Below are 12,585 nucleotides of genomic sequence, written 5' to 3'. Positions count from 1 at the left end.
TGCAACTTCGACCCCAGGGGATCAGATGCCTGCTTACGATGCCGCCGCCGTCGCCGCTCTTGCTGACCAGCAGGTCAGCTGGCAGGACAAGGCTCTCCCGCCCGCCTTCTGGGGCCGGACCGTTGCCGAGATCGTCGCCGACCGGCCACCGCTCTCCCAGCTGCCCACCCCGCTGATGACGCTGTCCGCGCCCGGCCTGCGGCACAACGTGGACACGCTCGACACCTGGTGCAAGCGTCACGGCGTCGAGCTCGCGCCGCACGGCAAGACCACGATGGCGCCCGCGCTCTGGGCGATGCAGCTGGACTCCGGCGCCTGGGCGATCACGCTCGCCAACGGCTTCCAGCTCGGCGTCGCCCGCGCGTTCGGCGTACAGCGGGTGTTGATCGCGAACGCGGTGATCTCCCCGCTGCAGCTGCGCTGGATCGCGGACGAGCTCGCGGCCGATCCGTCGTTCGAGGTGATGGTGTGGGCGGACTCGATCCGCACGGTCGAGATCATGGAGGCAGCGCGCTCGGCGTACGTCGGTCCCGACGCGCGCCCGCTCGACGTGATGGTCGAGGTCGGCGGCATAGGCGGCCGGACCGGAGCCCGCGACGCCGAGACCGCTCTTGCTGTCGGTCACGCGATCGCCGACGCGTCGACGCTTCGGCTCGTGGGTGTGGCCGGGTACGAAGGTGCGATCGGGCATGGCGTCGACGAGGCGAACCTCGAGGAGGTCCGCGCGTACCTGCGCGACCTGGCCACGGTCCACCACCGACTCAAGGGTATGTACGACGCAGACGTCGTCCCCATCGTCAGCGCCGGCGGGAGCCAGTACTTCGAGCAGGTCGCGAAGGTTCTCGCATCCGAGGCCGGCGACGGCGCCCGCGTCGTACTGCGCTCCGGCGCGTACATCACCCACGACGACGGGCTGTACCGCCGGGTCTCTCCCCTCGGCGAGCACCCGCGGACGGATGGCGAGCAGCTCGTCTCGGCGATGCATGGCTGGATGCGGATCACGTCCCAGCCCGAGCCGGGGCTGGCGATCTTCGACGGCGGGCGGCGCGACTTCCCGTTCGACCAGGACTGGCCCGAGCCGCAGCTGATCCGGCCGCGGTCCGAGGGTTCGCCGATCCTGCCGGCCACCGGGATGACGGTCACCAACCTGAACGACCAGCACGGCTTCCTGCACTTCGGCGACGAGCAGGACGTGGTGATCGGGGACGAACTCCGCGTCGGCCTCTCCCATCCGTGTACGGCGTTCGACAAGTGGGGCCTGATCCCGGTCATCGACGACCCGGACGCCGCCGATCCCGTCATCGTCGACCTGGTCCGGACGTTCTTCTGAGATGACCGATCTCCTCATCACCGGGGCCCTCGTCATCGACGGCTCCGGCTCCCCCGGGTACCACGCCGACGTCGCGGTCGACGCCGGGAAGATCGTGGCTATTGGCAACGACCTGCCGGCCGCGGACCGGACGATCGACGCCGACGGGCTGGTGTTGTCGCCCGGGTTCATCGACATGCACTCGCATTCCGATCTGCAGATCCTGGTGAACCCCGACCACACCGCGAAGGTCAGTCAGGGTGTCACGCTGGAGGTGCTCGGCCAGGACGGGCTCTCGTTCGCGCCGATCGACGATCCGACGCGGGCCGTCGTGCGGCGTCAGATCGCCGGCTGGAACGGTGAGCCGGACGACTTCGACTTCAGCTGGTCGACCGTCGCCGGGTACCTCGATCGCCTCGACCAGGGCATCGCCTGCAACGCGGCGTACCTGGTCCCGCAGGGCACGCTGCGGATGATGGTCGTTGGCACCTCCAACCGTCGTGCAACGGCGGATGAGCTCGCGCAGATGAAGCAGCTCCTCGCCGACGGTCTGCGCGACGGCGCGGTCGGGATGAGCAGCGGGCTGACGTACACGCCCGGCATGTTCGCCGACACCGACGAACTCGTCGCACTCTGCGAGGTCATCGCGCAGTACAGCGGGTACTACGCCCCGCACCAGCGCTCGTACGGCAAGGGTGCCCTCGAGGCGTACGCCGAGATGGTCGACGTGGCACGCCGTTCCGGCTGCGCGCTGCACCTCACGCATGCGGTGATGAACTTCGCGCCGAACGCCGGCCGCGGGGTCGAACTCGTCGCGATGATCGACGAGGCGCTCGCGAGCGGGGTCGACCTCACCACCGACACCTACCCGTACTTGCCTGGGGCAACCACCCTGGCCGCGATCCTGCCCAGCTGGACCGCCGAGGGCGGGCTGGACGCGTTGCTGGGCCGGCTCCGCGATCCGGAGGCGCGCGCACGGATCACGTACGAGCTGGAGCAGGTCGGCTCGGACGGCTGCCACGGCTGCGTCGTCGAGTGGGACACGATCGAGATCGGCGGCGTCCGCAACCCGCTGCTGTCCGATGCCGTCGGCAGCACCATCGCTGAGCTGTCAGCGCGGTCCGGCACTCCCGCCGCCGACATCTTCTTCGACCTCCTGATCGGCGACGACCTCGCCACGTCGATCCTGCAGCACGTCGGTCACGAGGAGAACGTCCGCGCGATCATGCAGCACCCGTCGCACACCGGCGGCTCCGACGGGATCCTGGTCGGCGGCAAACCCCACCCGCGCTCGTGGGGCACGTTCCCCCGGTACCTCGCCCACTACGTCCGCGAGCTCGGCGTCCTCGAACTCGCCGACTGCATCCACCACCTCACCGGCCGTCCCGCCCGTCGGCTCCGCCTGCCCGATCGAGGGCTGGTCCGCGAGGGGTACGCCGCGGACCTGGTCCTGTTCGACCCGGACAAGATCCGCGACGCGGCCACGTTCCCCGAGCCCCGCCAGCAGGCCGAGGGCATCCCGTACGTCTTCGTCAACGGCACCGCCGTCATCGACGACTCGCACCGAACGACCACCCGCCCCGGCCACGCCATTCGCCGTACCACCAGCTGAGAGGAACTGCTGTGAACACCTTGGAGCTGCTTCGAGCCGACCGGGTGCTGACCGTCGTCCGCGCCCCGGAGATCTCCGACGCCCGCGACCTCTGCGCCGCACTGGTTGCCGGCGGCATCCATGTCGTCGAGCTCACCTACACCACCCCCGACCTCCCCCGGCACCTGGAACGCGCCGCATCCACCGCTGCGGAGACCGGAGCGGTCGTCGGCGCAGGCACCGTGCAAACCGCCGACCAGGCGACTCAGGCGATCAATGCAGGCGCCCAGTTCCTCGTCACGCCGGGCCAGGGCCTCGAGGCCGCCGCGATCGCCGACGCAGCGCGCGCCGCGGGGATCCCCGTCGTACTGGGCGCCTTCACGCCGTCCGAGGTGATGACCGCGCTGGCCCTCGGCTCGACCGCGGTGAAGATCTTCCCCGCGCATCACCTCGGCCCGAAGTACTTCAAGGACCTCAACGGCCCGTTCCCCGGCGTACCGCTGATCCCGTCCGGCGGCGTCAACGCCACCAACGCACACGACTTCCTAGCGGCCGGCGCCCTCGCCGTCAGCGCCGGCACCGACGTGGTCTCCCCCGCCGACGTGGCCGCCGCCAACTGGTCGTCGATCACCACCAAGGCGAAGACGTTCTGCGCAGCGCTCTAGCTACTGCACGGTGATGCTGCCGTAGCTGGACCGCAGGTAGAGGTGGCGGTTGGCAGCGGGATCGGTCGGGACCTGCAGGTCGGTGGAGCCTTGCGCGGCGACCGCGTCGATCGCGTACATCGCACCGGGCGGCACCTGCACCGTGAGCGAACCGTCGCTCGTGGTCGCCGACACCTGGTCGGGCGGGTTGTCGAAGCTCAGCGTGGCCGACCCCCTCTCGACATCCACCGACACCCGCGAACTCCGGACCCGCACCAGGTCCGCCGACCCGTCGGAGACGGCCAGGTTCAGCGGCGACGACACCCCCACCACATTGACGGACGATCCCTCGACCTTCGCCTGGACTGCCGCAGCCGCCGGCACCTCCACCGTCAGGTCCACCGAGCAGTGCGTATCCGGGCACCGGCTCTCGAGGACCAGCTGACCGCCGACGGTGGAGACCTTCATATCCGGCTTGGCGACGGCATAGTTCCCGTCGACGTTCACGTGCACCTTGCCGTCGACGCTGTTCAGCACCTGGGTCGGCACCCCGGCGGTGATCCGTATCCCGGCGGGTCCCGGCGCGAACGCTGCCGAGTAGCTGTACGGCAACTTGCCGCGGATCATCGACACCGTCAGGGCGGCCCCGGTGATCACGAGCACCAGCACCGGAACCAGTCCGATGATCAGCATCTTCCGCTGCGCGCTCGTCATCAGGAGTCCAGGAACTTGAGGACAGCCAGCACGCGGCGATGCTCGCCGTCGGTCGGCGTGAGGTTGAGCTTCAGGAAGATGTTGCTGATGTGCTTCTCGACGGCGCCCTCACCCACGACCAGCGCCTGCGCGATCCCGCCGTTCGACTTGCCCTCCGCCATCGCGCGGAGAACGTCCTGTTCCCGCGGGCTCAGCACTGCCAGCGGATCGACCCGCCGCGAACGCACCAGCAGCTGCGAGATCACCTCCGGATCCAGCGCCGCACCGCCGCCCGCAACCCGGCGCAATCCGTCGATGAACTGATCCACATCGGCGACCCGGTCCTTCAGCAGGTACCCGACGCCACCTGGGTTCCCACCGATCAGCTCGCTCGCATACCGCTCCTCGACGTACTGCGAGAGCACCAGTACGCCGACGTCCGCGTACTGCTCGCGGATCACCAACGCCGCGCGCAGCCCTTCGTCGGTGAACGTCGGCGGCATCCGCACGTCGACCACGCACACGTCCGGCCGATGCGCCTCGACAGCCTTCAGCAATGCGTCGCCGTCCCCGACCGCCGCGACCACCGTGCAGTCCTGCTCCTCCAGCAGCCGAACGATGCCCTCGCGCAGCAGCACCGAGTCCTCGGCGATCACCACCCGTAGCTCAGCCACAGGGCACCTCCGCGATCAGCGTGGTCCCGCCACCGGGCGGGCTGTCCACCGTGAGTCGTCCGTCCACCCCGGCCACCCGGTCCGTCAGCCCGCGCAATCCGCTGCCGCCGGCCGGATCGGCGCCACCTTGTCCGTCGTCGCGCACCTCGACCCGCAGTACGTCGCCGACCCGTGTCACCTGCACCTCCGCCTGTGCCGCCTCTGCATGCTTGGCCACGTTGGCGAGCGCCTCCGTCACCACGAAGTACGCGATCGACTCGATCGTCAATGACGGCCGGGGCTGTACGTCGACACTCAGCCGGACCGGCACCGGCGAACGAGCTGCGACCGCGGACAATGCCGCGTCCAGACCGCGATCGCTCAGCACCGGCGGGTGCAGTCCTCGGGTCAGATCGCGGATCTCGGCGATCGCCTGCATCGCCTCCGAGTGCGCCTCCTCGATCAGCGTCCGCACGGCCGGCTCCTTGTCTCCAAGACGGTTCTTCGCCCGCCCGAGGGTCATCGCCAGCGAGACGAGCCGCTGCTGGGCGCCGTCGTGCAGGTCGCGCTCCATCCGTCGCCGCTCGGCCTCGACCGAGTCGACCACCTGCTGCCGGCTCGTCACCAGCTGCGTGACGCGCTCCGACAGCGCACCGGTCTCGGACCGGCCGAGCAGGACCCGGGCGAGCTCGGCGTCCAGGGTCGAAGCCGCCCGCATCAGCAACGGCGAAGCCACCAGCAGGAACAACGCCGCCACGATCGCCACCACAGTGGCGGACTTGACCGAGTCGATCACGAACGGCCCGAGCTGCGCCTGCGACGCGGCGAACTTGTTGTAGTACGCCGGCAGCGCGATCAGCACCGGCGGCACCGACCAGACGAGCACGATCAGCACGAACCAGACGATTGCCAGCGGCAACAGCAGCACGTAGTACAGGAACTGCCGCCACATCCCCTGGTCGGTCACCGCGAGCCTCGCGTCGGCGATCCGCGATCCGGCCGCCGGCGGCGGGATCAGCGGCGGGATCGTCTGCCCGCGGGTGATCCGCGCCCGGGCCCGCTCCCAGCCGGCCACCACGTACACGAACCGGTTCGCGCCGACCGTCAACGGGATCCCGACGTACGCGAGCGGCCAGGCCAGCAAGGCGACCGCGACCGTCAGCAGGACCAGCAGGCCGGAGGTGAGCACGACCACCGCGTCGCCGAGCAGATGGATCGTTGCCAACCACAAGTACGGCGAACGCCAGAGCCGCCACGGAGCCCAGGGAACCGGGTTCGCAGCAACCGTCACCGGAACACCTCCCCGTCTCAGCGCCTGCTTGCCGTCACAACTTACGTCGTCGGGGCGGGCGGCCGGCATGAGGACAGCCCACGAGCCTGACCGGGGGTTATCCCCACCCCGGTTCGTGGGCTGACCGGACTGTGCGCGACGACCGCCGACGGGATGCTCGAAGCCATGACGACGACACTGGACACGAAGCCTTCTGACGCCCTGGACGGCAGGCTCGGCGACGCGATCGACGACCGAGTCGCGGATGCTCTCGAGGACTACATCGCCGAGGGCCGGCTGGACGGCCGGATCCGCCCACGCCGGTCCCCCCAAGGTCTGGCCGTGCTGGTTGCCGCCGGCGTCGCCGCGGTACTCCTACCGTGGTGCCTGATCCTCGCGGCCACGCTGCCGAGCACCTACCAGGCGGGCCATTGGAAGCTCACTTGGATCGGGCTCGACTGCGGCACCGCGATCGCCGCGGGGCTCACGGCGTACCTGCTGCACAAACGCAACAGGTACGCCGCGCTGACCGCGATGGCTGCTGGGACGCTGCTGACGGCCGACGCGTGGTTCGACGTGAGTACTGCGTCGGCCGGCTTCGACCGCACCCTCTCGCTGACCGAGGCACTGCTGCTGGAGCTGCCCCTGGCCGTGTGCGCGTTCGTGGTCGCGGCCCGCGAGCTCAAGACGCGATGAGCTCCATCACCGGCCCCTCGTGCAGAGCCCGATACACCTTGTCCCGCAGGGAGTTGGCCTCCGCGTCGGTCAGCGTGCGGTCGACCGGGCGGAGGACCAGCCTGACCAGCAGATTCCGCTGACCCGGCGTCAGCTGGAGGCGTTCGCGGGCAGCCGTCGGCAAGTCGTCGTACGACGTTTCGCCCAGCACCTCCAGCGACTCCGCTGCATCGGCATCCGGGCCGAGCGCGGCGCGGACCTTGTCACCAAGGACCTCCGCCGACACATCCGCTGACGCACCGACCACGACGGACAGGTCCCGTCGCACCGGCGGCATGGACGAGACCGGCTTGTACGGCAAGAGATCCAGCATCTGACTCGCCACCCGCGGCTCCGTCGACCTGAGCAGGCGGATGTCGCGGATGCCCTTGCGGAGCATCAACAGCCGGTCGAGGCCAGGCCCCATCGCGAGCCCGGTCCAGCTCTCGTCCAGGCCGGCCATCCGCAGTACGTGAGGCGCGGCGACCCCGCACTCACCGATCTCGATCCACTGATCGTCCAGCAGGACGTCGATCTGACGGCCGTGGATCGTGTACGGGTGCACGGCCGGCACAGTGCGGTAGGTCTGGCCGGGGAGGATCGTGTCGACCAGGCGGGCGATCATCTCCTCCAACTCCGGCTCCCCCAGCGTGACGTTGCGGCTGATCCGCCACAGATCGAGCTGGTGCGGGGTCCCGGTGTGCTGCCAGTCGACCGAGTCGCGGCGATAGCAGATGCCCGCACAGATCATCAGCACATCGGATGCGTCGGACTTCGCCAGCTCACGCAGCGCGGGCGGGATCATCGCGGACGTGTGACTTCGCAGTACCTCGGTGTCCGAGATGTAGCGCGTGTAGCGGGCCTCGCGGGTGACCGCGTCGGTCGCGTAGCCGAGGTTGTCGTAGTTGTCGGCCAGCGGTACGACGGGATGGTCGCGCCGGGTCCAGATCTCGGTGTACGGCCAGGCAGCGCCCAGCGACGTACGGATCGAGTCGACGATCAGCTGGACGGCGTGGGGTCCCTGCGCAGGATCGGTGAGGTCGCGGAGCGCGAGGGCAGCGTGCAGTTCTTCAACAGTGAGGACAGACATGAGTTTCTCTCCAGGATGACGGTCTCGACGGGGGGTCCACCCCGGTCGGCCGCGGTCACCTCAGGAGAGAGCGCAGCAGCAGCTCACCCCGTCGGCACCGTCGTGCCGGCCGGGGCGCAGAAATCGCTGCCCGTACTGCGTCATGCCGTCAACTGTACCGTCCGCACACCAGCCGTGCCCGCGATATTCATCTGGCCCGATCGGTACGAGTGCGACGATGGGCCGCATGCGATGGATCGACACCCTGGAAGCTGCCGCCGCCGAGAAGCTGCCCGAGGCCGTGCACCGCTACTTCCGGCAAGGCTCCGCGGGCGGCGTCAGCGTCGGCGAGGCGACCGCGGCGTGGTCGGCGTACCGCTTCCGCCCGCACGTGCTGAACGACGTGTCTGCGATCGACCTCCGTACGACGATCCTCGGCGTACCCGTTGACGCACCGATCCTGGTCTCGCCGTCGACGATGCACCGGATGGCCGACCCGGACGGCGAGCTCGCGATGGCGCGCGGCGTCGGCGCGGCGAAATCGCTGCTCGGGGTCTCGAGCAACGCGGGTACGACGTTCGCCGAGCTCGGGGCGACCGGGGTGCCGTGGTGGCTGCAGATCTACATCCTGCGGAACCGCGAGATCACCCGCCGGATGCTCGACGCCGCGGTCGAAGCCGGTGCACGAGCCGTCGTACTCACCGTCGACACACCCGTGGTCGGCCGGAAGGAAGACGACGGCGAGACGGTCTGGGACCTCGCGAAACCCGGCCAGTTCCTGGCCAACCTGCCCGAGGGCGAGTGGACCGACGACGACCTCGACAAGGCCGACGACCTGAACCCCGACGTGATCGGCTGGCTCGCCGAGCGAACCGGCCTGCCCGTGGTGGTGAAGGGCGTACTCCGCGGCGACGACGCGAAACGCTGTGCGGACGCGGGCGCCGCCGGAATCATCGTCTCGAACCACGGCGGCCGTCAGTTGGACGCCTCGATCCCGACCGCCCAGGCCCTGCCCGAGATCGCCGAAGCCGTGGCCGGCACCGGAGTCGAGCTGTACGTCGACGGCGGGATCCGTCGCGGCGAACACATCCTCGCTGCCCTGGCCCTCGGCGCCCGAGCAGTCTTCGTCGGCCGGCCCGCGCTCTGGGCTCTGACCGTCGACTCCTCCGCCGGTGTCACCCGGCTGATCAGCGAGCTGAGCGACGAGCTCGACCACACCCTGCGCCTGGTCGGCCAACCGACGCCGTCATCGCTGACCCCTGACCTTGTCACCCTCAGGAGATGACGTTGCGGATCGTTGGCCTGAACGCGTTCCTGCCCGGCTTCCGGCTCGTACACGATTTCGCCGAACAGAACGGGCACGAACTCGTCCTGGTGGTGACACTGCCCGAGACCGGCAGGTACGGCGCGGCCGACCCGATGGTCGCCGGTCTGCCGGACGACACGAACGTGCTGATCACCCGCAAGCTCCGCGCCGTCGCCGCCCCGGTGATCGCCGCACTCCAGCCTGATGTCGTCATCTCCGCCGCGTTCCCCCGGCTGATCCCGGACGAGATCCTCGAGATCCCGAAGTACGGCGCGATCAACTGCCACCCGTCACCGCTGCCGGCGGGACGTGGGCCGACACCGCAGCGACTGATCTACGAAGGTGACGAGCGGGTCGGGGCGACGGTGCATCGGACGGCGTCCGAGTTCGACACCGGCGCGATCCTCGCCCAGCGGATCGCACCGCTGCCCGAGGACCTGAACGGCACCGGACTGATGCAGTCGTGGGGCACGCTACTGCGCGAATGCCTCGCCGAGGCTGTACCGCGTCTCGTCGCCGGGGATCCTGGTGAGCCGCAGGACCCTGCTCTGGCCTCCGAGGCGCCCTTCTTCACCGACGCCGAACGGCTCCTGGACCTGACCGAGCCGTCCCGGGTCATCCGCCGCAAATGCGCGGCCCTCAACGTCACGTCTCCCAGCGCCCAAGCCGACGTGGACGGCGCGACGCACCTGATCAGTCGCACCGACCTGTCCGCAGTGGTGACCGATGCCGCCCCGGGCACGGTGGTCGAGCGCCACGACGACGGCTGGACCGTGCAGACGGCCGACCATGCCCTCCGTCTGACTCGGGCTGACAAACAGAAAGCCCCCGGGAGAACCCGGGGGCAATCAGTGTGAAGAGGTGAGGCTCAGGCCTCGACCGACTCCTCGGCCAGGTTGCGGGACAGGTTGGGGTCAACCTGGACGCCCGGACCCATCGTGGTCGAGAAGACCGTCTTCTTGATGTAGCGACCCTTCGAGCTGGCCGGCTTGAGCCGGAGGATCTCGTCGAGCGCGGCGCTGTAGTTCTCCACCAGCTGGGCCTCGTCGAACGACGCCTTGCCGATGATGAAGTGCAGGTTCGCGTGCCGGTCGACCCGGAACTCGATCTTGCCGCCCTTGATGTCGTTCACGGCCTTCACCACGTCCGGGGTGACCGTGCCGGTCTTCGGGTTCGGCATCAGACCACGCGGGCCGAGAACCCGGCCGAGCCGGCCGACCTTGCCCATCAGGTCAGGGGTCGCGACGACGGCGTCGAAGTCGAGCCAGCCGTCGGTCACCTTCTTGATCATGTCGTCGTCACCGACGAAGTCGGCGCCGGCGGCCTTCGCCTGCTCGGCCTTCTCACCGGTGGCGAAGACGAGGACCCGTGCCGTCTTGCCAGTACCGTGCGGAAGGTTGACGGTGCCGCGCACCATCTGGTCGGCCTTGCGAGGGTCGACCCCGAGACGCATCGCGACGTCCACGGTCGAGTTGAACTTCTTGCTGCCGGCGGCCTCCTTGGCCAGCCGGATCGCCTCGAGCGGCGTGTACAGGTGATCGAAGTCGATCTTCTCCGCGGCGGCGCGGTAAGCCTTGCTGCGCTGTGCCATTTACTGTTCCTCTCTGGGGTGTGGTCTCCGGGCGGCGCTTCGCCCTGCCACTACTGCGTACTGAAAGTTGGTGCCGGTCAGCCGTCGATGGTGACGCCCATGGAGCGCGCCGTACCCTCGATGATCTTCATGGCAGCGTCGATGTCACGGGCGTTGAGGTCCGGCATCTTGGTGGTCGCGATCTCGCGGACCTGGTCCTTGGTGATCTTGCCGACCTTGTCGCGCTGCGGAACGGCGGAGCCCTTCTGCAGCCCGGCGGCCTTCTTGATCATCTCCGGCGCCGGCGGCGTCTTGGTGATGAACGTGAAGGACCGGTCTTCGTAGATCGTGATCTCGACCGGTACGACGTTTCCGCGCATGGACTCCGTCTGGGCGTTGTACGCCTTGCAGAACTCCATGATGTTGACGCCGTGCGGACCGAGCGCGGTACCGACCGGCGGCGCCGGCGTCGCAGCACCGGCCTGGAGCTGCACCTTGACGAGTGCGGCAATCTTCTTCTTCGGAGGCATTCTGTCGGGTCCTTAGACTTTCTGGATCTGGTTGAAGCTGAGTTCCACCGGGGTCTCCCGGCCGAAGATCTCCACCAGGGCCTTGATCCGCTGGGCCTCGGCATTGATCTCCGTGACTGTGGCGTGCAGGGTCGCGAACGGCCCGTCGACCACCATGACCGAGTCACCGACACCGAAGTCGGCAACCTCGACCTTCTTCTTCGCCGCGGTCTTGGCGGGTGCGGCACCGGCTTCGGCTGCCGCCGCCTCGGCCGCCGCCACGACGGCCGGAGCGAGCATCTTCTCAACCTCTTCGAGGCTGAGCGGGACCGGCTTCTGGCTGTTCCCGACGAAGCCGGTCACCGACGGCGTGTGCCGCACGGTCGACCAGGACTCGTCGGTCAGGTCCATCCGGACCAGCACGTAGCCGGGGAGGACGGTGCGCTTGACCATCCGGCGCTGACCGTTCTTGATCTCGGCGACCTCTTCGGTCGGCACGATGATCTCGAAGATGTAGTCCTCCATGTTCAGGGAGTTGATCCGGTTCTCCAGGTTGCCCTTGACCCGGTTCTCCATCCCTGAGTACGTGTGCACGACGTACCAGTCGCCGATCTGGGAGCGGAGCCGGCTGCGCAGCTCCTCGAGCGGGTCGCCCGGCTCCTCCGGCTCGGCCTCTTCGGCTTCCTCGGCCTCGTCGTCGTCCGCTGCGGCGGCGGCTGCCGCCAGCGCGTCGGTGTCGGCGTCGTCGTCGGCCTCGTCCTCACCGCTGGAGAAGACCACCTCGTCGGGTGCAGCAGGCTGCTCGACAGTGGTCTCCGGGGCGGTCTCGGCGGTCTCCTCGGCCAGTTCCTCGGCGGCGTCCTCGACGTCCTCCTCGGTCACCACCTCGGCGTCCTCGGCCTCATCGGCGGCCGCAACCACGACTACCGGCTCGTCGTCGGAGGTGTCGGCGTCCGCCGGGGGCACCTCCGCCTCGTCATCGGCGGAGTACTCGTCCTCTTCCACATCCACGTCCTCGTCATCGTCGTCAGCGTCGAGGTCCGCGAACGGGTCGTCGTCATCATCATCATCGTCGTCACCGAACAGGTCGTCATCGGTGGCGTTCTCGTCGAAGTCGAGCTCGAGATCGTCGGAGTCGGATACGTCGAACTCGTCCTCGTACTCGAGGACCTCGTCGTCGCGCTCGGACACGTCGTACTCCGTCATCTGGTTCGGGGTCTTGTCTGCTTCCGGTCGGGCCGGGGCCCGGGGCCTTCG

13 protein-coding genes are annotated in these 12,585 nt (G+C 69.0%); 6 read left to right on the top strand and 7 right to left on the bottom strand.

The window, feature by feature from the left end; genetic code table 11:
* Nucleotides 1–25 precede the first annotated feature (25 nt).
* Genes FDA38_RS35730 through FDA38_RS35720 form a run of 3 tightly spaced genes read left to right on the top strand, consistent with a single transcriptional unit; the run spans nt 26 to nt 3,565 of the window.
* Nucleotides 26–1,330, top strand: coding sequence for a type III PLP-dependent enzyme domain-containing protein (locus FDA38_RS35730; RefSeq protein WP_137258625.1), 1,305 nt, complete (start codon nt 26–28; stop codon nt 1,328–1,330).
* Between the two features lies 1 nt (nt 1,331).
* On the top strand, nt 1,332–2,921 hold the full coding sequence (locus tag FDA38_RS35725) for an N-acyl-D-amino-acid deacylase family protein (RefSeq protein WP_137258624.1): 1,590 nt from the start codon (nt 1,332–1,334) through the stop codon (nt 2,919–2,921).
* Between the two features lie 11 nt (nt 2,922–2,932).
* Entirely contained in the window at nt 2,933–3,565 is a 633-nt protein-coding gene (locus FDA38_RS35720) for a bifunctional 4-hydroxy-2-oxoglutarate aldolase/2-dehydro-3-deoxy-phosphogluconate aldolase (RefSeq protein WP_137258623.1), read from the top strand.
* On the opposite strand, the gene FDA38_RS35715 is transcribed toward FDA38_RS35720, so the two are convergent.
* From FDA38_RS35715 to FDA38_RS35705, 3 genes are read right to left on the bottom strand one after another with little or no spacing between them, the layout of a single operon-like run.
* A complete protein-coding gene (locus tag FDA38_RS35715) occupies nt 3,566–4,258 on the bottom strand; it encodes a DUF4097 family beta strand repeat-containing protein (protein ID WP_137258622.1) in 693 nt (230 codons plus the stop codon). It lies immediately after the preceding gene.
* Complete coding sequence (locus tag FDA38_RS35710) at nt 4,258–4,911, bottom strand: response regulator transcription factor (protein ID WP_202878003.1); 654 nt, start codon at nt 4,909–4,911, stop codon at nt 4,258–4,260. Before FDA38_RS35710 ends, FDA38_RS35715 begins: the two co-directional genes overlap by 1 nt.
* Nucleotides 4,904–6,181 (bottom strand): sensor histidine kinase, encoded by a 1,278-nt coding sequence (locus FDA38_RS35705; protein ID WP_170989986.1) that lies wholly within the window; start codon nt 6,179–6,181, stop codon nt 4,904–4,906. The genes FDA38_RS35710 and FDA38_RS35705 overlap by 8 nt, the downstream gene beginning before the upstream one ends.
* 165 nt (nt 6,182–6,346) lie before the next feature.
* Here FDA38_RS35705 and FDA38_RS35700 point away from each other — a divergent pair, with 165 nt between their 5' ends.
* Complete coding sequence (locus FDA38_RS35700) at nt 6,347–6,856, top strand: hypothetical protein (protein ID WP_137258620.1); 510 nt, start codon at nt 6,347–6,349, stop codon at nt 6,854–6,856.
* Here the strand turns inward: FDA38_RS35700 and srmL are convergent.
* A complete protein-coding gene (gene srmL / locus FDA38_RS35695) occupies nt 6,843–7,964 on the bottom strand; it encodes a PheS-related mystery ligase SrmL (RefSeq protein ID WP_137258619.1) in 1,122 nt (373 codons plus the stop codon). The two genes, FDA38_RS35700 and srmL, sit on opposite strands and share 14 nt — an antisense overlap.
* Before the next feature lie 226 nt (nt 7,965–8,190).
* On the opposite strand from srmL, the gene FDA38_RS35690 reads away from it, so the two are divergent.
* Both FDA38_RS35690 and FDA38_RS35685 read left to right on the top strand, forming a co-directional pair.
* The gene (locus tag FDA38_RS35690; RefSeq protein ID WP_137258618.1) at nt 8,191–9,228 is read left to right on the top strand and encodes an alpha-hydroxy acid oxidase; all 1,038 of its coding nucleotides are present in this window, start codon (nt 8,191–8,193) and stop codon (nt 9,226–9,228) included.
* Nucleotides 9,225–10,106, top strand: coding sequence for a methionyl-tRNA formyltransferase (locus tag FDA38_RS35685; RefSeq protein ID WP_137258617.1), 882 nt, complete (start codon nt 9,225–9,227; stop codon nt 10,104–10,106). Before FDA38_RS35690 ends, FDA38_RS35685 begins: the two co-directional genes overlap by 4 nt.
* An 11-nt stretch (nt 10,107–10,117) precedes the next feature.
* Here the strand turns inward: FDA38_RS35685 and rplA are convergent, their stop codons facing one another.
* The 3 genes from rplA to nusG all read right to left on the bottom strand — a co-directional run bounded on the left by rplA (nt 10,118) and on the right by nusG (nt 12,249).
* Nucleotides 10,118–10,840, bottom strand: a complete 723-nt coding sequence (gene rplA, locus FDA38_RS35680; protein ID WP_137258616.1) for a 50S ribosomal protein L1 — start codon at nt 10,838–10,840, stop codon at nt 10,118–10,120.
* A 77-nt stretch (nt 10,841–10,917) separates the two neighbouring features.
* Nucleotides 10,918–11,349 (bottom strand): 50S ribosomal protein L11, encoded by a 432-nt coding sequence (gene rplK / locus FDA38_RS35675; RefSeq protein WP_137258615.1) that lies wholly within the window; start codon nt 11,347–11,349, stop codon nt 10,918–10,920.
* Nucleotides 11,350–11,361: 12 nt separating this feature from the next.
* Nucleotides 11,362–12,249, bottom strand: a complete 888-nt coding sequence (gene nusG / locus FDA38_RS35670) for a transcription termination/antitermination protein NusG (protein ID WP_233715181.1) — start codon at nt 12,247–12,249, stop codon at nt 11,362–11,364.
* Between the last annotated feature and the right edge of the window lie 336 nt (nt 12,250–12,585).

It is taken from the genome of Kribbella jiaozuonensis, assembly GCF_005233875.1.
GTDB lineage: Bacteria > Actinomycetota > Actinomycetes > Propionibacteriales > Kribbellaceae > Kribbella > Kribbella jiaozuonensis.
Note: the sequence above shows the minus strand (reverse complement) of the source record. Positions and strands in the feature narration are given on the sequence as shown.

Coding starts and splice junctions, on each gene's coding strand:
- rplK (WP_137258615.1), bottom strand. CDS start 11,349: ATGCCTCCGAAGAAGAAGATTGCCGCACTCGTCAAGGTGCAGCTCCAG.
- FDA38_RS35730 (WP_137258625.1), top strand. CDS start 26: ATGCCTGCTTACGATGCCGCCGCCGTCGCCGCTCTTGCTGACCAGCAG.
- FDA38_RS35690 (WP_137258618.1), top strand. CDS start 8,191: ATGCGATGGATCGACACCCTGGAAGCTGCCGCCGCCGAGAAGCTGCCC.
- srmL (WP_137258619.1), bottom strand. CDS start 7,964: ATGTCTGTCCTCACTGTTGAAGAACTGCACGCTGCCCTCGCGCTCCGC.
- FDA38_RS35715 (WP_137258622.1), bottom strand. CDS start 4,258: ATGACGAGCGCGCAGCGGAAGATGCTGATCATCGGACTGGTTCCGGTG.
- FDA38_RS35700 (WP_137258620.1), top strand. CDS start 6,347: ATGACGACGACACTGGACACGAAGCCTTCTGACGCCCTGGACGGCAGG.
- FDA38_RS35685 (WP_137258617.1), top strand. CDS start 9,225: ATGACGTTGCGGATCGTTGGCCTGAACGCGTTCCTGCCCGGCTTCCGG.
- rplA (WP_137258616.1), bottom strand. CDS start 10,840: ATGGCACAGCGCAGCAAGGCTTACCGCGCCGCCGCGGAGAAGATCGAC.
- FDA38_RS35725 (WP_137258624.1), top strand. CDS start 1,332: ATGACCGATCTCCTCATCACCGGGGCCCTCGTCATCGACGGCTCCGGC.